At 70.8% G+C, this 17,374-nt stretch carries 18 protein-coding genes; 9 read left to right on the forward strand and 9 right to left on the reverse strand.

Annotated features, from left to right (window positions below; genetic code table 11):
- Nucleotides 1–12 precede the first annotated feature (12 nt).
- Both Q9R33_RS01680 and Q9R33_RS01685 read left to right on the forward strand, forming a co-directional pair.
- Nucleotides 13–228, forward strand: coding sequence for an AsnC family protein (locus Q9R33_RS01680; protein ID WP_311292654.1), 216 nt, complete (start codon nucleotides 13–15; stop codon nucleotides 226–228).
- 27 nt (nucleotides 229–255) lie between these two features.
- Complete coding sequence (locus tag Q9R33_RS01685; RefSeq protein ID WP_311292655.1) at nucleotides 256–2,256, forward strand: ABC transporter ATP-binding protein; 2,001 nt, start codon at nucleotides 256–258, stop codon at nucleotides 2,254–2,256.
- Between the two features lie 238 nt (nucleotides 2,257–2,494).
- On the opposite strand, the gene Q9R33_RS01690 is transcribed toward Q9R33_RS01685, so the two are convergent.
- On the reverse strand, nucleotides 2,495–4,375 hold the full coding sequence (locus Q9R33_RS01690) for a phosphoenolpyruvate carboxykinase (GTP) (protein ID WP_311292657.1): 1,881 nt from the start codon (nucleotides 4,373–4,375) through the stop codon (nucleotides 2,495–2,497).
- A 116-nt stretch (nucleotides 4,376–4,491) separates the two neighbouring features.
- Here Q9R33_RS01690 and Q9R33_RS01695 point away from each other — a divergent pair, with 116 nt between their 5' ends.
- Nucleotides 4,492–5,928: an XRE family transcriptional regulator gene (locus tag Q9R33_RS01695; RefSeq protein ID WP_056370691.1), complete on the forward strand. Its 1,437-nt coding sequence runs from the start codon at nucleotides 4,492–4,494 to the stop codon at nucleotides 5,926–5,928.
- A gap of 147 nt (nucleotides 5,929–6,075) precedes the next feature.
- Here the strand turns inward: Q9R33_RS01695 and Q9R33_RS01700 are convergent, their stop codons facing one another.
- Entirely contained in the window at nucleotides 6,076–7,155 is a 1,080-nt protein-coding gene (locus Q9R33_RS01700) for a winged helix DNA-binding domain-containing protein (RefSeq protein WP_310247712.1), read from the reverse strand.
- Between the two features lie 45 nt (nucleotides 7,156–7,200).
- Entirely contained in the window at nucleotides 7,201–7,632 is a 432-nt protein-coding gene (locus tag Q9R33_RS01705) for a helix-turn-helix domain-containing protein (RefSeq protein ID WP_310247708.1), read from the reverse strand.
- A gap of 113 nt (nucleotides 7,633–7,745) precedes the next feature.
- Between Q9R33_RS01705 and Q9R33_RS01710 the strand changes: the two genes are divergently transcribed.
- The 4 genes from Q9R33_RS01710 to Q9R33_RS01725 all read left to right on the forward strand — a co-directional run bounded on the left by Q9R33_RS01710 (nucleotide 7,746) and on the right by Q9R33_RS01725 (nucleotide 9,302).
- Nucleotides 7,746–8,111: a DoxX family protein gene (locus tag Q9R33_RS01710; protein WP_311292658.1), complete on the forward strand. Its 366-nt coding sequence runs from the start codon at nucleotides 7,746–7,748 to the stop codon at nucleotides 8,109–8,111.
- Nucleotides 8,112–8,205: 94 nt separating this feature from the next.
- A complete protein-coding gene (locus Q9R33_RS01715; protein WP_200919503.1) occupies nucleotides 8,206–8,346 on the forward strand; it encodes a hypothetical protein in 141 nt (46 codons plus the stop codon).
- 9 nt (nucleotides 8,347–8,355) lie between these two features.
- Nucleotides 8,356–9,027 (forward strand): VOC family protein, encoded by a 672-nt coding sequence (locus tag Q9R33_RS01720; protein WP_056370697.1) that lies wholly within the window; start codon nucleotides 8,356–8,358, stop codon nucleotides 9,025–9,027.
- A gap of 68 nt (nucleotides 9,028–9,095) precedes the next feature.
- Nucleotides 9,096–9,302, forward strand: coding sequence for a three-helix bundle dimerization domain-containing protein (locus tag Q9R33_RS01725; protein ID WP_311292659.1), 207 nt, complete (start codon nucleotides 9,096–9,098; stop codon nucleotides 9,300–9,302).
- A 48-nt stretch (nucleotides 9,303–9,350) separates the two neighbouring features.
- On the opposite strand, the gene Q9R33_RS01730 is transcribed toward Q9R33_RS01725, so the two are convergent.
- The 5 genes from Q9R33_RS01730 to Q9R33_RS01750 form a co-directional block, all read right to left on the reverse strand.
- A complete protein-coding gene (locus Q9R33_RS01730) occupies nucleotides 9,351–9,944 on the reverse strand; it encodes a GNAT family N-acetyltransferase (protein WP_311292660.1) in 594 nt (197 codons plus the stop codon).
- A 3-nt stretch (nucleotides 9,945–9,947) separates the two neighbouring features.
- Nucleotides 9,948–10,316, reverse strand: coding sequence for a hypothetical protein (locus tag Q9R33_RS01735; protein ID WP_311292661.1), 369 nt, complete (start codon nucleotides 10,314–10,316; stop codon nucleotides 9,948–9,950).
- 84 nt (nucleotides 10,317–10,400) lie between these two features.
- The gene (locus Q9R33_RS01740; RefSeq protein WP_056370701.1) at nucleotides 10,401–10,607 is read right to left on the reverse strand and encodes a dodecin family protein; all 207 of its coding nucleotides are present in this window, start codon (nucleotides 10,605–10,607) and stop codon (nucleotides 10,401–10,403) included.
- 149 nt (nucleotides 10,608–10,756) lie between these two features.
- Nucleotides 10,757–12,226, reverse strand: coding sequence for an NAD-dependent succinate-semialdehyde dehydrogenase (locus Q9R33_RS01745; protein WP_056371543.1), 1,470 nt, complete (start codon nucleotides 12,224–12,226; stop codon nucleotides 10,757–10,759).
- 241 nt (nucleotides 12,227–12,467) lie between these two features.
- Nucleotides 12,468–14,387, reverse strand: coding sequence for an FAD-binding monooxygenase (locus Q9R33_RS01750; protein ID WP_311292662.1), 1,920 nt, complete (start codon nucleotides 14,385–14,387; stop codon nucleotides 12,468–12,470).
- A gap of 123 nt (nucleotides 14,388–14,510) precedes the next feature.
- Between Q9R33_RS01750 and Q9R33_RS01755 the strand changes: the two genes are divergently transcribed.
- Nucleotides 14,511–15,224, forward strand: a complete 714-nt coding sequence (locus tag Q9R33_RS01755; protein WP_056370705.1) for an IclR family transcriptional regulator — start codon at nucleotides 14,511–14,513, stop codon at nucleotides 15,222–15,224.
- 14 nt (nucleotides 15,225–15,238) lie between these two features.
- Here the strand turns inward: Q9R33_RS01755 and Q9R33_RS01760 are convergent, their stop codons facing one another.
- A complete protein-coding gene (locus Q9R33_RS01760; protein ID WP_311292663.1) occupies nucleotides 15,239–15,547 on the reverse strand; it encodes a hypothetical protein in 309 nt (102 codons plus the stop codon).
- Nucleotides 15,548–15,698: 151 nt separating this feature from the next.
- Here Q9R33_RS01760 and Q9R33_RS01765 point away from each other — a divergent pair, with 151 nt between their 5' ends.
- Nucleotides 15,699–17,351, forward strand: coding sequence for a thiamine pyrophosphate-binding protein (locus tag Q9R33_RS01765; RefSeq protein WP_311292664.1), 1,653 nt, complete (start codon nucleotides 15,699–15,701; stop codon nucleotides 17,349–17,351).
- Nucleotides 17,352–17,374 lie beyond the last annotated feature (23 nt).

Below are 17,374 nucleotides of genomic sequence, written 5' to 3' on the forward strand. Positions count from 1 at the left end.
AGAGGCTGCCCGATGAGCGGCGACGAACTGACCGCCCTGATCGGGGCAGCAGGCGGTCGCGAGCCGATCGCGGAGCTGCACCGACTTGCCGAGGTGCGCCGCGAGCTCGCGCGCGCCGAGGAGGTGCAGGTGCGCAAGGCGCGCAACCTGGGCTTCTCGTGGCAGGCGATCGCGGGCGCCCTCGGCGTGAGCCGACAGGCCGTCCACAAGAAGTACGGTCGAAGGTAAGCCCCCCTTCACGAACGAGGTACACCCATGCCCTCCGCCGATCTCGACGAAGCCCCTCCCGCCCCCGCACCTGCCGACTCCCCCCGCGCCCGGCGCGGGCGCTCCCGCCGCGGCAAGGGAGAAGAGGGGCCGCGCGCGACGTTCTCGCAGCTGCTCCCCTATCTCTTCGAGCACAAGCGCACGCTCGCCGTCGTGGTGGTGCTGAGCATCCTGAGCGCCGGGGCGTCGCTGATCCAGCCGCTGCTGGTCGGCCAGGTCATCACGCGCGTGCAGGAGAACCTCGACCTCGGCATGCTCGTCTGGGCGCTCGTCGGCTTCGTGCTGCTCGCGTCGCTCATCTCGGGCTGGCAGCACTACCTGCTGCAGCGCACGGGCACCGCTGTCGTGTACTCGAGCCGACGCCGCCTCATCGCCCGCATCCTGCACCTGCCGATCAGCGAGTTCGATGCACGCCGCACAGGCGACATCGTCTCTCGCGTCGGCAGCGACACCACGCTCCTCTACGCCGCGCTCACGCAGGGCCTGGCCGACTCCATCGGCAACGGGCTGCTGTTCGCCGGTGCGCTCATCGCGATGGCGATCATCGATCCGGTGCTGCTCGCGATCATCGTGCTCGTGATCGGCGTCTCGGTGCTCGGCGTGGTGCTGCTGAGCGGTCGCATCCGCACAGCCTCGACGGAGCAGCAGGAGAAGGTGGGCGCGCTCGCGTCCGGGGTCGAACGAGCCGTCGGCTCGATCCGCACGGTGCGCGCGTCGGGCGCGACGCAGCGCGAGATCGACGCCGTCACCTCGCAGGCGACCGATGCCTACGACGTCGGTGTCCGCATCGCGAAGGTGTCGGCGCTCGTGGTGCCGATCGCCAACATCGCGCTGCAGGTGTCGCTGCTGGTGGTCATCGGCCTCGGCGGCTTCCGCGTCGCGACCGGCGCCCTGTCGATCGCGAGCCTCGTGACCTTCATCATGTTCCTCTTCATGCTGATCGCCCCGCTCGGGTCGTTCTTCGGCGCGATCACGTCGGTGAGCCAGGCTCTCGGTGCCCTCGGCCGCATCCAGGAGGTGCTCGACCTCCCGACCGAGTCACAGGACGACGCGGCGATCGCCGCACGCGTGGCCGGCAGCGCCTCGGCCCCGGCCGCAGCACCGGGTGAGCCCGCCGCGATCGAGTTCCGAGACGTGCGCTTCCACTACCCCGCGAACGTCGTCGAGGCGCGCCGTAAGGCCGAGTCCGAGGCGCTGGCGGTGCTCGAGAGCGCCCACGTCGATACCTCGACCATCGTGCTCGGCGACGGGGCTGACGACACCGGCCTCGAAGGACTGGCGGATGCCGCGGCATCCGTCTCCGCCGATGCCGATGTGCTGCGGGGCGTGTCGTTCTCGGTCCCGCGCGGGGCGCGCGTCGCCCTCGTCGGACCGTCCGGTGCCGGCAAGAGCACGACCCTCGCGCTGATCGAGCGCTTCTACGACCCGACCGGCGGGGCGATCCTCCTCGACGGCACCGATGTGCGCACGCTCGACCGCGACGCGCTGCGCGCGCAGCTCGGCTACGTGGAGCAGGACGCCCCGACGCTGGCCGGGACGATCGGCGACAACCTTCGACTCGCCTCGCCCGAGGCATCCGATTCCGAGTGCGAGGCCGTGCTGCGCGCCGTGAACCTCGGCGAGGTGCTCGACCGCAACCCGCTGGGCGTCGACGCGCCCGTGGGCGAGTCGGGCGTGATGCTGTCGGGCGGCGAGCGCCAGCGCCTCGCGATCGCGCGGGCGCTGCTGGCCGCTCCCCCGATCCTGCTGCTCGACGAGTCGACGTCGTCGCTCGACGGGCTCAACGAGCAGCGCATGCGCGAGGCGATCGACGCCGTCGCGGCCGGCCGCACGCTCGTCGTGATCGCGCACCGCCTGTCGACCGTCGTCGACAGCGACCACATCGTCGTCATGGAGCACGGCCGCGTCGTCGGCCAGGGGACGCACTCCGAGCTCGTACAGACCACGCCGCTCTACCGCGACCTCGCCAAGCACCAGCTGCTGGTCTGATCCTCCTCGCCCCCGCCCGACCGAATCCCCACTGTTCCGCAGTCGCGTTGTGCGCTCGGCGGGGCCGCGGACCCGCCGGAAGCGACTGCGGAACAGCCCGAGTCGGAGAAGGAATAGGCGCCCGGCCCCTCTGCCAAGAAGAGGGCCGGGCGCCGGTCTGTGTGCGACTTTCGCCGGTCGCAACCGAGACCGAAGCCTCGACCCCTCGCACAGGCGGGGCCGAGGCGTCGGAACCGGGTCAGGCGCGCTGCAGGCGGTACCGGAGCGCCGCGAGCTCGGCCCACAGCGGAGCGGGGACGCGGCCTTCGAAGGTGCGGTAGAACTCCTCGGTGAGGTCGGCCTCGTGCAGCCACAGCTGCGGGTCGACCGCGAACAGCTCGTCGAGGTCGGCCTGCGGCACGTCGATGCCGTCGACGTCGAGGTCCTGGGTGCGAGGCAGGCGGCCGATCGGGCTCTCGACGGCGCCGACCTCACCCTCGATGCGGCGGATGATCCAGTCGATGACGCGCGAGTTGTCACCGAAGCCCGGCCACAGGAAGCGTCCGTCGGTGCCCTTGCGGAACCAGTTCACCTGGAACACGCGCGGTGCGCGGTCGAAGCGCAGCTGCTGGCCGACCTTGAGCCAGTGCCCGAAGTAGTCTGCCATGTTGTAGCCGCAGAACGGGAGCATCGCGAACGGGTCGCGGCGCAGCTCGCCGACGGTGCCCTCCTGGGCCGCCGTCTTCTCCGACGAGATGTTGGAGCCCATGAAGACGCCGTGCGTCCAGTCGGTGGCCTCGACGACGAGCGGCACGTTGGTGGCGCGGCGGCCGCCGAACAGGATCGCGTCGAGCGGCACGCCCTGCGGGGCGTCCCAGTCGTCGGCGATCTGCGGGCACTGGGCCGCGGCGACGGTGAAGCGCGAGTTCGGGTGGGCGGCGGGACGACCGGATGCCGGCGTCCAGGGGTTGCCCTCCCAGTCGGTGAGCTGTGCCGGCGGCTCGTCGGTGAGGCCCTCCCACCACACGTCGCCGTCGGGGCGCAGCGCCACGTTCGTGAAGATGGTGTTGCCCCACAGCGTCTCGACCGCCGTGACGTTGGTGGACTGGCCGGTGCCGGGTGCGACGCCGAAGAAGCCGGCCTCGGGGTTGATGGCCCAGAGGCGACCGTCCTCACCGGGACGCAGCCACGCGATGTCGTCGCCGAGGGTCTCGACGCGCCACCCCGGGATCGTCGGGCGGAGCATGGCGAGGTTCGTCTTGCCGCACGCCGACGGGAACGCGGCGGCGATGTGGTAGGCGCGACCTGCCGGGTCGATGACGCGGATGAGGAGCATGTGCTCGGCGAGCCACCCCTCGTCGCGGCCGATCACCGAGGCGATGCGCAGCGCGAAGCACTTCTTGGCGAGGATCGCGTTGCCGCCGTAGCCGGAGCCGAACGACCAGACCTCGAGGGTGTCGGGGAAGTGGACGATGTACTTCTCGTCGTTGCACGGCCACGCGACGTCCTGCTGGCCCGGCTGCAGCGGGGCGCCGACCGAATGCACGGTCTTGACCCAGTGGGCGCCACCCGCGATCTCGCGCAGCACGTCGGTGCCGACGCGCGTCATGATGCCGATCGACGTGACGGCGTAGGCACTGTCGGTGACCTGCACGCCGACGTGCGACAGGGGGCCGCCGACCGGGCCCATCGAGAAGGGCACGACGTACATCGTGCGGCCCTTCATCGAGCCCTCGAACAGCGGGGTGATGGTGGCGCGGATCTCGTCGGGCGCGGCCCAGTTGTTGGTGGGGCCGGCGTCCTCCTCGCGCTCCGACGCGATGAACGTGCGCGCCTCGGTGCGCGCCACGTCGCTCGGGTGGGAGCGGGCGAGGTACGAGCCCGGGCGCCACTCGGGGTTGAGCTTGATGAGCTTGCCCTCGTCGACCATCTCGCGAAGGAGCATGTCGTTCTCGGCACGCGAGCCGTCGACCCAGTGGATGCGCGCCGGCTGCGTGAGCGCGGCGATCTCGTCGACCCACGCGCGCAGCCCGGCCATGCCTTCGCCCTGAACGGTGGGCAGCTCGCCATACGTCCGGGTGAGGGTGGGACGGGCGGTGGTGGAGCCTTCGGTTCGGGGGAAGATGTCGGCAAGGGCCATGGTGTCGCTCCTCGTTGATGCAGATTCGTGCTCTTCCTCTACTTTCGGACGTAACAGGCGGGTCTTCCCACGAAATCTGGTGTCAAGAGTTGCAATTCTTTCGCTAGCATCAAGGAATGCCCCCCACGTCACTCGAACTGTCGACCCTGGGCCACCGCATCCGTCATCAGCGTCTCGCCCACGGGTACACGCTCGATGAGCTGGGCGCGCTGGTCGGGGTCGCCGGAAGCCAGCTCAGCCTCATCGAGAACGGCAAGCGTGAGCCGAAGCTGTCGCTGCTGCAGGCGATCGCCTCGACGACGGGTGTCGACGTCGGCGACCTCCTCTCGGCCGAGCCGCCCAATCGCCGCGCGGCGCTCGAGATCGAGCTCGAGCGCGCGCAGTCGGGGTCGGTCTTCCGCCAGCTCGGCGTCACGCCGATCAAGGTGACCAAGGGCATGTCCGACGACACGATCGAGTCGATCCTGGGCCTGCACCGCGAGCTGCAGCGTCGTGAGCGCGAAGCCATCGCGACGCCCGAGGAGGCGCGCCGCGCCAACACCGAACTGCGCCTCATGATGCGCGAGCGCGACAACTACCTCCCCGACATCGAGAAGCTCGCCGAGAAGCAGCTGAAGTCGGCGGGGCACGTGTCGGGCGCCCTCACCCACCGCACCGTCAGCATCATGGCCGAGAAGCTCGGCTTCGAGCTGATCTACGTGAACGACCTGCCCCACTCGACGCGCTCGGTCACCGACCTCGAGCACGGGCGCATCTACCTGCCCCCGGCGTCCATCCCCGGCGGCCATGGCCTCCGGTCGATGGCGCTGCAGGCTATGGCGCACCGGCTGCTCGGCCACAAGCGGCCCACCGACTACGCCGACTTCCTGCAGCAGCGGCTCGAGATCAACTACTACGCCGCGTGCTGCCTGATGCCCGAGACCGCGTCGGTGTCGTTCCTGCAGCAGGCGAAGAAGGATCGCAACCTCGCCGTCGAGGACTTCCGCGACGCGTTCGGCGTGACGCACGAGGCGGCGGGCATGCGCCTGACCAACCTCGCGACGCACCACCTGGGGATCAAGCTGCACTTCCTGCGCGTCGACGGGTCGGGGGCGATCTCGCGTGTCTACGAGAACGACGACCTGCCGCTCCCCATGGACGTCACCGGCGCCGTGGACGGCCAGATCGCGTGCCGAAAGTTCTCGGCGCGCGCCGCCTTCTCGGAGCAGAACCGCACCACCGAGCACTACCAGTACACCGACACCCCCGCCGGCACCTACTGGTGCTCGACGCAGACCGGCACCACCGCGGAGGGCGAGTTCTCGATCACGGTGGGCGTGCCCTTCGACGACGCGCGGTGGTTCCGCGGACGCGAGACGCAGAAGCGCGCGACCTCGACGTGCCCCGACGAGTCGTGCTGCCGCCGCGTCGCCTCCGGCGTCTCGGATCGCTGGGCGGGCAAGGCCTGGCCGAGCGCGCGCGTGCACATGCAGATGTTCTCGCCGCTCCCCCGCGGCGCCTTCCCCGGCGTCGACGACAACGAGGTGTACGACTTCCTCGACCGCCACGCCTGAGCCCGTGCCACTCGGCGCGGGGCGTCTGCTGCCGAAACACGGGTCGGTAACGCCGACACGCCGGGAACGGATGCTGCGCCCCGGCGTGTTCGGTGACGAACCCGTGTTTCGGCAGGTGTGCGCGGGCTTCGGCGGCCAGACCCGGGGCTATGCCGTGATGAAGTCGCGGTAGCGGTCGAGCGCGGCGGCGATCTCCTCGTCGGTCGCAGCCCCCGGGGTGAACAGCTCGGGCACCGGGGATTCCGCGTGGCGGCCCACGGCCAGCGAGTGCGTCCACACGCCGACCGCCTCGCCGCGCGCGACGAGGATAGGACGCACGATGCCGTTCATGCTCGGGCCGATCGCACTCAGGAACTCCGGCGCGCAGGGCACGGTGCGGTCGGCGTACGACAGGTAGTACTCCTCGAACGGCGGCAGTGCCACCACCTCGGGGGCCGCGGCGCTGCGCCGCGGTGCGGCGCCGGCGACCACGTACTGCGGCTCGGGTTCGTCGGCGACGAGACGCAGGCGATCGGATGCCGCCTCCGCCGCCGCGCGCGAGATCCCGAGCGGGAGCCCGCTCCACCACGCGAAGTCCCGCGCGCCGGCCGGACCGTGCGAGGCGATGTAACGGACGAAGAACTCGGCCATCGGATCGGCCGGGGTCACGGCATCCGTGATCCACTCGTCGGCGAGCACGAAGAACTGCTCGCGGGTCGGCCCCTTCTCCCGTGGCACGACCGGGCCCTGGCACAGCACGGCGCGCAGCGACAGTGCGACGAGCAGGTGGTAGCCCCGTTGCCGGAACGTCGACACCCCTCCCTGCTCCCACACCTCGAACAGCTCCTTGCGCGTGAGGCGGTTGCCCCCGCCGAGCGCTGCGCGCGCGAGGCGCTCGGCGCGGTCGGCCTCGTCGGCGTCGATCCCCTCGTTGCGGTGCACGGCCGCCGCCTGGCGGCGCTGGCGCTCTGCGGTCAGCGACAGCACCCACTCCATGTCGGCGGTGGGGATCGTGTGGATCGTCCCGCGCATGGTCCAGGTGCGCACGATCTCGCCGCGGCCGTAGGCGGCGTCCACGTCGCGCACCGTCGTTCGGCCGCGCACGCGCGTCGCAAGCGCCCAGCGCCCGCCCCAGAACTCCTGGCTCTGCGTCGCGAGCATGTGCCGCGCGGCGTCGGCGACCGTCGCAGCGGGGGCGCTCAGGCGGTGCGACCGGAGCCGCTCGGACCGAATGGTCGAGGCATCCACCCGCCCATCATGGCCCAGGCCGCGGACGCCCGGTGTCCGCGATCGTCAGCGCTGGTGCGCGGCGTCGTAGGCGGCGCGGGAGTCCTCGATGCGCGGATGGTTCTCGATGGCCCAGTCGGCGAGCGCCATCGCGAGCTGGATGAGCGTGCCGCCGAGCGGCGTCAGCTCGTACTCGACCCGCGGCGGCACCTCGGCGTGGACGGTGCGCGTGATCAGCCCGTCGCGCTCGAGCTGACGCAGCGTGAGCGTCAGCATGCGCTGCGAGATGCCGGGGATGTGTCGCTGCAGCTCGGTGAAGCGCAGGCGCTCGCGCCGCAGCGTGCCGATGACCAGCAGCGACCACTTGTCGCCGATGCGGTCGAGCACGTCGCGGATGGCACGCCCGTGGTCGGAGCCGGGTGCGGCCTGCTCGCACGAGCGCTCGTAGCCGGTCGGCGTGGGCTCGCCGGGGAGCCCGACCGTGAGGGTGGTCGCCATCGCGTGTCACCTACTTACATCCGTGTGCCTTTTGTACGCGTCGTCCAGGTGACGCATCATGAGGTTGCTTACAAACAGTAACAGACCCCACGATCTCTCCCTGGAGTACTCGCATGACCATCGCCCTCTGGATTCTCAACGGCCTGCTCGCCCTCGCCTTCGTCGCGGCCGGCGCCATGAAGGTCGCCCGTCCCAAGTCCGCTCTCGTCGCGAGCGGCATGGGCTGGGCCGACGACTTCGCCGACCCGACCGTGAAGCTCATCGGCGCCGCCGAGGTCGTCGGCGGGATCGGCCTGATCCTGCCGCTCCTGACGGGCATCGCGCCGATCCTCACCCCGATCGCCGCTGCCGCCTTGACCGTCGTCATGGTCGGTGCGGTCGCCGTGCACGTGCGCCGCAAGGAGAACGCGACCCCGTCGATCGTGCTCGCCGTGCTGTCCGCGGTGAGCACCGTGGCGGGATTCCTGGTCGTGCTCTGACCCGCGGGCGACGGAGGAGAGTGGCACACCCCGCGACAGGCATCCGCTCTCCTCGGGACTCCCGGCGTGCGATCGGGTTGCCTAAGCTGACGGGATGAGGGTGAACGACGCGGATCCGCGGCTCTGCCCCACGTGCGGCGACGCGCTGAGCTTCGAGATCCTCGACGATGAGCGCTTCCTGGTCGCCTGGTCGTGCGTGAACTGCGGCCTGATCCGCACGACCGAACCGGTGTAGGAGACCTCGATGGATGAATCGGCGAACGGATCGGATGCGATCTCGGCGGCAGGGTTCCATCGGGCGCCGGGCCTCTCCGATTGGCGGGTCACCGGCACGGGGCCGCAGGCCGTCTTCACTGCGACCTCCCTGTCCCATGCCGCCGGGCTCGTCGCCCCGATCGTCGCGGCCGCCGAGCGATTCGGCCTCCGGCCGGACATCGACGTGCGTCCCGAGGGAGTCGTCGTGCGCGTCCCGTGCGCCGGCCCGGAGGGCATCCCCGCCGCAGCCGTGGACTTCGCCGCCGCCGTGTCGGTGGCCGCCGCCGAGCAGCGCCTGATCCCCGACCCCTCGCGCGCACAGTCGATCGGCATCTACGTCGCTCAGCATTCCGGGGCCGACGTGCGCCCCTTCTTCACGGCGGCGCTCGGCTATGAGGACGTGGGCGACACGGATGCCGCGGATCCGATGCGCTGCGGACCGCAACTCGCCTTCAACCCGATCGCCGGGGACTCGCCGTCGAGGGGCCGGACGCACTTCGACGTCTTCGTGCCGGCCGACCAGGCCCAGGCCCGCGTCGACGCCGCACTCGCGGCCGGCGGGCGACTCGCCGACGACTCGCACGCTCCGGCCTGGTGGTCGCTCGCCTCGCCCGACAACCACGGCGTGGACATAGCGTCGTGGACCGACACCTACGAGTGATCCGCGTCGCCGACACCTCGGTCCTCGCGTGCTTGACGAGAGCGGAGGGCGAAGTGCACCCTGAGCACATGACCCGTGAGCTCGCGGATGAGGGTCAGGCCCTCTCCGACGTCGTGGACCGGCTGGAAGGGCGATTCCCCTCGAGAGATCGTTCCGAGATCGAGCGCGCCGTCGCCGACGCGCACTCGCACTTCGCGCGCGCGAAGGTGCGCGACTTCGTCCCCGTGCTGGTCGAGCGCGAAGCACGCGCCCGGCTCGAGCATCCGATCCCGTAGTCCGCCCGCGCGGCGTCCTCTCGCCGACTCCGCCCGCGCGAACCGGCGTCAGGCGCCGGCCGGCGGGACCGTCTTGCGCACCACGGTCTTGTTCTTCCCGATGTGGCGCTCGAACGTGAACCCGGCCTTCTCGAACATGGCCCGCGTGCCGTTGTGGAGGAACGACGACGACGTCTTCTTGCCGAGCGGGAGCTCGTTGGGGAACGAGATCACCTCGCCGCCGCCTGCCTGCGCGATCAGTTCCAGCGCACCGTCCAATGCCTCCCGCGCGACCCCCGAACGCCGGTGGTCGCGGTCGACGAAGAAGCAGGTGATGCGCCACGGCGCCGGTTTCGTCTCGCCCGCGTCGTACTCCTTGCGGTGGTAGATGCCCGGCAGCTCGGCCGGACTGCCGAACTCGCACCACGCGATCGCGTCGTCGCCGTCGAAGATGAGCGCAGCGTGCGCGACGCCCTCATCCACGAGCCGTTGTTTGAACGTCGCGCGGTCGTACTCGCTCTTGACGGTGTGCTCGGTGTCGCCGTGGAAGTACGAGCAGTAGCACCCGCCCCAGACCCCGTTGTGCTTCTGCGCGAGCGCCAGCCACGCGGGAAACGTCTCGGGAGTGAGCGGCTTGATCACGTGCGACGTCGCAAGGACCACGTCCTACCTCCGACCCGACCTCACCGCGGTGATGATCCGCGCCAGCGCCCAGCCGGCGGCGGACACGAGCGGGACGCTCACCACGATCATGGCCACCGGGTTGGCCTGGAACTTCGGCCCGTTCGGACCATTCACATACGCGCCGATGGGCAGCACGTAGCCGCCGCCACCCCCGCCGCTTCCTTCGCCCTCACCCTCGGGCAGCCCGCCGCGCGCGGGCCACGTGCCGGAACCGCCGCCGCCGCCGAACCCGAAGACGACCAGGGCCGCCGGGGTCACCTGTCGCCCGCCGACATCGATGGTCTCGCCGAACGCCATCTTCGCGCCCCATGATGGCGCGGACTTCGTCAGACTCTCGACCGGTGACTCCATCAACGACTCCTCCGCTTCGGTCCGCACACGCTGACACCCAACATAGAGAGCCCTGCGGAGCGCCACCAGAGGCGACGCGACAGGTCACTCCGGCGCGTACTTGAACGACAGCTGGATCCGCGAACGGAACAGCAGCGCGCCGTCGTCGCCGACGACGACGTCCTGCTTCGTCACTTCCGCGATGCGCAGGTCGTGCAGCGATCCTGCGGCGGTGTTGATGGCTTCTCGGGCGGCCTCCTCCCAGGACGAGGCACTCGTGCCGATGACGTCGATCACTCGGTAAACGCTCATCTCAACCCCACATCGCTCGATGCCGACACGACCATAGTGATCCCGGTCGCGCCCGGATGGAAGGGGTGCACCTCGACCGGGACAACGAGGAGAGCGGATGCCCCCTCCCGGGGCATCCGCTCTCCTCATGTCATCGATTCAGGCGTGGGTCAGAACGGGTTCGGCGTCAGCGTGTACTTGGTCTGGAGGTACTCGTGGATGCCCTCGGCGCCGCCCTCGCGGCCCAGGCCCGACATCTTCCAGCCGCCGAACGGCGCTGCCGCGTTGGAGACGACGCCCATGTTGAGGCCCATCATGCCGGTCTCGAGGCGCTCGATCATGCGCTGGCCGCGCGCGAGGCTCTCGGTGAACACGTACGAGACGAGTCCGTACTCGGTGTCGTTGGCCAGGCGCACCGCGTCGTCCTCGTCGTCGAACGGGATGATCGCGAGCACCGGCCCGAAGATCTCCTCGCGGAGGATCTCCGACCCCGGCTGCACGTCGGTGACGACGGTGGGCTCGTAGAACGTGCCCGGTCCGTCGACCTCGTTGCCGCCGGTGGTGACCTTCGCGCCACGGGACACGGCATCCTGCACCAGCTGCGACGCCTTCGCGACGGCACGGTCGTCGATGAGCGGACCGATGTTCACGCCCTCCTCGGTGCCGCGGCCGATGGTGAAGCCGTTGACGCGCTCGGTGACCCGGCGGGCGAACTCGTCGGCAACGGAGCGGTGAACGATGAACCGGTTGGCGGCGGTGCACGCCTGGCCGATGTTGCGGAACTTCGCCGCGATCGCGCCGTCGACCGCCTTGTCGAGGTCGGCGTCGTCGAACACTACGAACGGCGCGTTGCCGCCGAGCTCCATCGAGGTGCGCAGCACGCCCTGCGCGGCCTGCTCGAGCAGGCGCTGTCCGACCTGCGTCGACCCGGTGAACGAGAGCTTCCGCAGCCGCGGGTCGCGGATGATCGGCTCCGACACGGCGCCCGACGTGGAGGTCGTGAACACGTTGACGACACCGGCCGGCACGCCGGCATCCTCCAGCAGCCGCGCGAACGCGAGCGTGGTGAGCGGCGTCAGCTCGGCCGGCTTGATGACCACGGTGCAGCCTGCGGCCAGCGCCGGGGCGATCTTGCGTGTCGCCATCGCGAGCGGGAAGTTCCACGGCGTGATGAGGAAGCAGGGACCCACCGGGTGCTGCGACACGATCATCCGGCCGGTGCCCTCGGGGTTCGCGCCGTAGCGGCCCTGCACGCGGGAGGTCTCCTCACTGAACCAGCGCAGGAACTCGCCGCCGTACGCGACCTCGCCGCGCGCCTCGGCCAAGGGCTTGCCCATCTCGATCGTCATCAGCAGCGCGAAGTCCTCCTTGCGCTCCTGCAGCAGATCGAACGCACGCCGCAGGATCTCCGCGCGCTGCCGCGCCGGCGTCGCCGCCCACGCCGGGAACGCGTCGACGGCCGCATCGAGCGCCGCCTTGCCGTCCTCGGGCGACGCGTTCGCGATCTCCTTGACGACCTCGCCGTTCGAGGGATCGTAGACCTTCAGGGTCTTGCCGCCGGATGCCTCACGCCACTGCCCGCCGATGAACAGCCCGTCGGGGACGGACGCCAGCAGCTCGGACTCACGGGTTTCGGTGATCGTCGTGGTCACGGGGACTCCCTTGTCGGTGGACGGATGCCGCGGCACCCTCTTCGGTCGTTGGTCTGGGGCTATTCTGCCCGCGGCCGACCTCGCCGGCCGATGTACATCTTGTACAGTTCGCTGTCATGATTCACCCGCCTGCACAGCGGTTGCGCCTCGCGCCTGCGTCCTCATTCGAGGTCGAGGGCCGAGATGAGGACCGGGCTCGGGCCGCGATCCCTCATCTCGGCTCTGCTCCTCAATCGAGGACGCGCGCGAGCGCCGGGGCGTGCTGGTCGACGAATGCGCCGGCGAGGAACGCCGAGAGCTCGTCGGTCGCGGCGAGCGGGAGCACCGCCGCGACGTACTGGTCGGGGCGCACGACGACGACCACGCCGTCGCGCGACAGGCCGCGCTCCTCGAAGATGTCGGTGCTCGTCCAGGCGCTCGGAGCGGCCGCGTAGACCTTCTCCCAGTCGGTGAGTCCGAGGGGTCCGGTCTTCGGCAGGAACAGCTCGGGCACCCGGGCGATGTCGACGTCCTCGTGCGGCTGCTGGTAGATCACCTTGACGTCGAACACGGCGTCGATGTCGGCGCCTTCCGGTGTGAAGCGCTGCACCGGCGACTCGGCCGAGGCGATGAACGCGGCCCAGTCGGAGAGGACGGATGCCTCCCCCGCCGCGGGCGCGTCGGCGAAGGCGTAGATCCGCCAGCGGCCGTCGGCCTTCGCGTGGTGGCCGAGGTGGACCGGGTTGCCGTCGCAGACGCGCACGACCTCCGCGGACTTGAACCGCTTGCCCAGTGCGAACCCCTCGGCGAGCGCCTGGTGCGCAGCATCCGTCACGATCATCGACGCGCCGTACTGCGTCATGAATCCCGACGGGAACTCGGCGGTGCCGAGGTAGAAGGTGGCGAGCTCCTGCGGGTCGGAGATCTCCTCGGGCTTGCGGGCCATGAGGGCCGACCACTCGCGGTCGAAGTCGATGAGCTGCTGGGCGACCGGCTGCCGCTCGGCGGAGTACGTCGAGAGGAGGGACGCGGGACTGAGCCCCGTGAGGACGTGACCGAGCTTCCAGCCGAGGTTGAAGCCGTCCTGCATCGAGACGTTCATGCCCTGGCCGGCCTTGGCGCTGTGCGTGTGGCACGCGTCGCCGGTGAGGAAGACGCGGGGGTCGTGCCCCTGGTCGACGTCGACGTCGTCGAACTTGTCGGTGACGCGGTGGCCGACCTCGTAGACGCTGTGCCACGCGACCTGCTTCACGTCGAGCGAGTACGGGTGCAGGATGTCGTTCGCCTTGGCGATGACGGCGTCGATCGGCGTCTGGCGCACGCGGTGGTCGTCGTCCTTCGCGACCTCCCCGAGGTCGACGTAGACGCGGCAGAGGTAGCCGCCTTCACGCGGGATGAGGAGGATGTTGCCGGCCTCGGAGTTGATCGCGCACTTGGTGCGCCAGTCAGGGAAGTCGGTGTTGACGAGCACGTCCATGACGCCCCAGGCGTGGGCCGAGAACGCGCCGACGTGCGTGCGGCCGATCGCCTCGCGCACCCCGCTGCGCGCACCGTCGCAGCCGACGACGTACTTCGCGCGGACGGTGCGCTCCTCGCCGGCACGCTCGCCCGCGACGTGCCGCACGCGCACCTCGACCGGGAACTCGCCGCCGCCGTTCACGGTGAGGCCGACGAACTCGATCCCGTAGTCGGGCAGGATGCGCCCCGGCCCGTGGGCAGCGGCCTCGGCGAAGTAGTCGAGCACGCGCGCCTGGTTCACGATGAGGTGCGGGAATTCGCTGATCTTGAACGCGTAGTCCTCCGTGCGGGCCGTGCGGACGATCTTGTCGGGGTTCTGGGGGTCGGGACCCCAGAAGTTCATCCACGCGATGTTGTAGGCCTCGGCGACGATGCGCTCGGCGAAGCCGAACGCCTGGAACGTCTCGACGCTCCGCGGCTGGATCCCGTCGGCCTGCCCCAGCACGAGGCGCCCCTCGCGGCGCTCGATCATGCGGGTCGTGACGCCGGGGAACTGCGACATCTGGGCGGCGAGGAGCATGCCCGCAGGGCCCGAGCCCACGATGAGGATGTCCATCTCGTCGGGCAGCTCGGCCGGGCGGTCGATGCCGGTGCCGGCGGCGTCCTGCACGCGCGGGTCGGCCGAGACGTAGCCGTGGTGGTGGAACTGCATCGGTGTCCTCCTCGGACGACGGTGTCGAGGGCTCGTGGCCTGGGCTTGCTGCGAGCGCGGGCGTGTTCTATATTCGAACACGCCGTTCTACTATTGAACAGATCGTATACGAAGGGATGCCGCATGACAAGGCTCGACGGCACGACAGCGCCCGCTTCGCAGACGCTGAGCCGCGGCATCCGGATCCTCGAAGTGCTCGCCGACGCACGTGGTCCGCTCTCCATCGACGAGATCGCTGCGCGGCTCGAGGTGCATCGTTCGGTGGCCTACCGGCTCCTTCGCACACTCGAGGACCACGGGCTCGTCGAGCGTGACGCCGCCGGCCGCATCGAGCTGGGAGCCCGTCTCGCCGCCCTTGCCGCCGGCGTCGCGCACGACCTGCAGGCCGAGGCGCTCCCCGAGCTCACCGCTGTCGCGGGCGACCTCGGCGCGACCTGCTTCCTCGCGGTGCTCGACCACGAGGAGTGCGTCACGCTCTCGAGCGTCGAGCCGCGCCACGCCGTGAACCCTGTCGCGCAGCGGCCGGGCACGCGGCATCCGATCACGCGCGGTGCCCCGGGCAAGGCGATCCTGTCGTTGCTGCCGACGTCGTCGTGGCCGGCCGGCGTGTCAGCGGAGCTCGCGGCGGAGGTGACGGATGCCGCCACCCGCGGCTTCGCGACGAGCCACGACGAGGTCATCCCCAGCCTGCGCGCGGTCGCCGTGCCGCTCGTCGTACGCGGGCGCGGGCCCGCGGCGATCGCGGTCGTGTTCGTCGCGAGCGCGCACTCCGATGAGGAGATCGCGGCGCGCCTCACCCGATCGGCGAGCGCGATCCGCGACGCGCTGGGCGGCTAGCCCCGGGGTGTTCGTCAGGCCCCGGTGGGGTACTCGGTCACGAGGCGGATGTTGTACTCCGCGACGCGCTGCGGCACTCCGGCGAACGCCTCCGCCCGAGCCTCCGACGCCAGGTACTCCTTCTCGAGGGCGACGAACGCGTCCTCGTCGCCGGGGGCGCTCACGGCCCACACGAACTCGTTCGTCTCGGGAAGGCCGTAGGCGAACTCGATCGTGAAGCCGGCGGCGGGCCGCACCCGAGGCATCCACTCGTTCCACCACGCGACGAAGGCGTCGTACTCCCCTTCGACGAGCGTGTACCGGCGGAGCTGAGTCGTCTTCATGACTCCCATCCTGCCCGAAGACCTATACTCGTCACGTCCGGTGGCACCGTCGCCCGCCGGTGCTCGAAAAATGGGCACGCAGCGCGCACGCGCGAGACACATACGGCTCTCGATCCGTTCCGTCTCGAAAGGCATCGCCATGTCTCCTGCCATGAGCACCGTCTCGGCGCACGTCGCCCTCACCCTCGCCCGCCACATCGACCACGTCTTCGGCGTGATGGGCAACGGCAACGCGTACTTCCTCGACGCGCTCGAGCGCTCCACCGACGTGCACTTCACCGCCGTGCGCCACGAGGCCGGCGGCGTCGTCGCCGCCGATGCGTACCACCGCGCCTCCGGGCGGCTCGCCGCCGCGACCGCGACGTACGGCGCCGGCTTCACGAACACGCTCACCGCCCTCGCCGAGGCGGTGCAGGCGCACGTGCCGCTGGTGCTCGTCGTCGGCGACGAGCCGACGTCGGGCCCGCGCCCGTGGGACGTCGACCAGATCGCCCTCGCATCGGCCGTCGGCGCGCGCACCTATACCGTCGGGCGGGCGGATGCTGCGGCCACCACCATCATCGCCATCGAGCACGCGCTCACCTACCGGGTGCCGACGGTGCTCGCGATCCCCTACGACGTCGCAGCACGGGACGCCGGCCCGCTTCCCGAGGCTCCGCAGCCGCGTCTTCCCGCTCCCCTCGTGCCCGCGGGACCCTTCGCCGAAGGTGCGGTCGAGGGACTCGTCGCGGCGCTCGCCTCCGCCGAGCGACCGTTCCTGCTCGCGGGTCGAGGAGCGTGGATCTCGGGCGCCGGCGAGGCCCTCGGCGACGTCGCCGACGCGGTCGGAGCCGTCACGGCCTCGACCGCGCTCGGGCGCGGAGTCTTCCCGCGCGCCGAGTTCGACCTCGGCGTCACCGGCGGCTTCGGAGCCGAGGGCGCCATGGAACTCGTCCGCGAGGCCGATGTGGCCGTCGTGTTCGGGGCGTCCCTCAACCAGTTCACGATGCGCTTCGGCGACCTGTTCGCACCCGGCACCCGCGTGTTCCAGGTCGACGTCGCGCCCGCCGCGACCCACCCGCACGTGGGCGGCTATGTGCGCGGCGACGCCGCGGTCGTGGCCCGTGCCGTCGCCGACGGCCTGCAGGCGCGCGGCGGCACGGCGAGCGGCTGGCGCGAGTCCGTCGACCTCATGCCGCTGCGCGCATATGAGGCAGGAGACGGCGTCGCCCCCGATGGTCGACTCGACCCGCGGACCGTCGCCGCGCGCATCGGCGGGCTGCTGCCGGAGGACAGGGTCGTCGTCTCGGACGGCGGCCACTTCATCGGCTGGGCGAACATGTACTGGCCCGTCGCGTCGCCCGATCGCATGACGATGGTCGGCACGGCGTTCCAGTCGATCGGCCTCGGGTGGCCGTCGGTGCCGGGCGCTGCGCTCGCGAAGCCCTCGGCGACCGTCGTGCTGACGACGGGCGACGGCGGCGGGCTGATGGCCCTCGCCGACCTCGAGACAGCCGTCCGCGTCGCCGGCGGCCGCGGGGTCGCGGTGGTGTGGAACGACGCGGCCTACGGAGCCGAGATCAACCTCTACGGTCTCAAGGGTCTCGCGAAGGAGCCGATGCTCATCCCCGAGGTCGACTTCGCCGCCCTCGCGGCGGGCGTCGGCGCCGAGGGCGTCGTCGTCCGCACCCTGGCCGACCTCGACCGGCTCGCGGAGTGGACGGCCGAGCCCGCAGCATCCCGTCGCTTCCTCGTGCTCGACTGTCGCATCTCGGGATCGGTGATCGCGCCGTATCAGCGCGAGATCATCCGTGTGAACTCGTAGCCCCCGGCCGACTCGTCGCGCAT

Source organism: Microbacterium sp. PRC9 (assembly GCF_031844125.1).
GTDB lineage: Bacteria > Actinomycetota > Actinomycetes > Actinomycetales > Microbacteriaceae > Microbacterium.

What these genes read in the sequence shown, in the direction of transcription:
- Q9R33_RS01680 (WP_311292654.1), top strand. Translation starts at nt 13, where the DNA reads ATGAGCGGCGACGAACTGACCGCCCTGATCGGGGCAGCAGGCGGTCGC.
- Q9R33_RS01685 (WP_311292655.1), top strand. Translation starts at nt 256, where the DNA reads ATGCCCTCCGCCGATCTCGACGAAGCCCCTCCCGCCCCCGCACCTGCC.
- Q9R33_RS01690 (WP_311292657.1), bottom strand. Translation starts at nt 4,375, where the DNA reads ATGGCCCTTGCCGACATCTTCCCCCGAACCGAAGGCTCCACCACCGCC.
- Q9R33_RS01695 (WP_056370691.1), top strand. Translation starts at nt 4,492, where the DNA reads ATGCCCCCCACGTCACTCGAACTGTCGACCCTGGGCCACCGCATCCGT.
- Q9R33_RS01705 (WP_310247708.1), bottom strand. Translation starts at nt 7,632, where the DNA reads ATGGCGACCACCCTCACGGTCGGGCTCCCCGGCGAGCCCACGCCGACC.
- Q9R33_RS01710 (WP_311292658.1), top strand. Translation starts at nt 7,746, where the DNA reads ATGACCATCGCCCTCTGGATTCTCAACGGCCTGCTCGCCCTCGCCTTC.
- Q9R33_RS01715 (WP_200919503.1), top strand. Translation starts at nt 8,206, where the DNA reads ATGAGGGTGAACGACGCGGATCCGCGGCTCTGCCCCACGTGCGGCGAC.
- Q9R33_RS01720 (WP_056370697.1), top strand. Translation starts at nt 8,356, where the DNA reads ATGGATGAATCGGCGAACGGATCGGATGCGATCTCGGCGGCAGGGTTC.
- Q9R33_RS01725 (WP_311292659.1), top strand. Translation starts at nt 9,096, where the DNA reads ATGACCCGTGAGCTCGCGGATGAGGGTCAGGCCCTCTCCGACGTCGTG.
- Q9R33_RS01735 (WP_311292661.1), bottom strand. Translation starts at nt 10,316, where the DNA reads ATGGAGTCACCGGTCGAGAGTCTGACGAAGTCCGCGCCATCATGGGGC.
- Q9R33_RS01740 (WP_056370701.1), bottom strand. Translation starts at nt 10,607, where the DNA reads ATGAGCGTTTACCGAGTGATCGACGTCATCGGCACGAGTGCCTCGTCC.
- Q9R33_RS01750 (WP_311292662.1), bottom strand. Translation starts at nt 14,387, where the DNA reads ATGCAGTTCCACCACCACGGCTACGTCTCGGCCGACCCGCGCGTGCAG.
- Q9R33_RS01755 (WP_056370705.1), top strand. Translation starts at nt 14,511, where the DNA reads ATGACAAGGCTCGACGGCACGACAGCGCCCGCTTCGCAGACGCTGAGC.
- Q9R33_RS01760 (WP_311292663.1), bottom strand. Translation starts at nt 15,547, where the DNA reads ATGAAGACGACTCAGCTCCGCCGGTACACGCTCGTCGAAGGGGAGTAC.
- Q9R33_RS01765 (WP_311292664.1), top strand. Translation starts at nt 15,699, where the DNA reads ATGAGCACCGTCTCGGCGCACGTCGCCCTCACCCTCGCCCGCCACATC.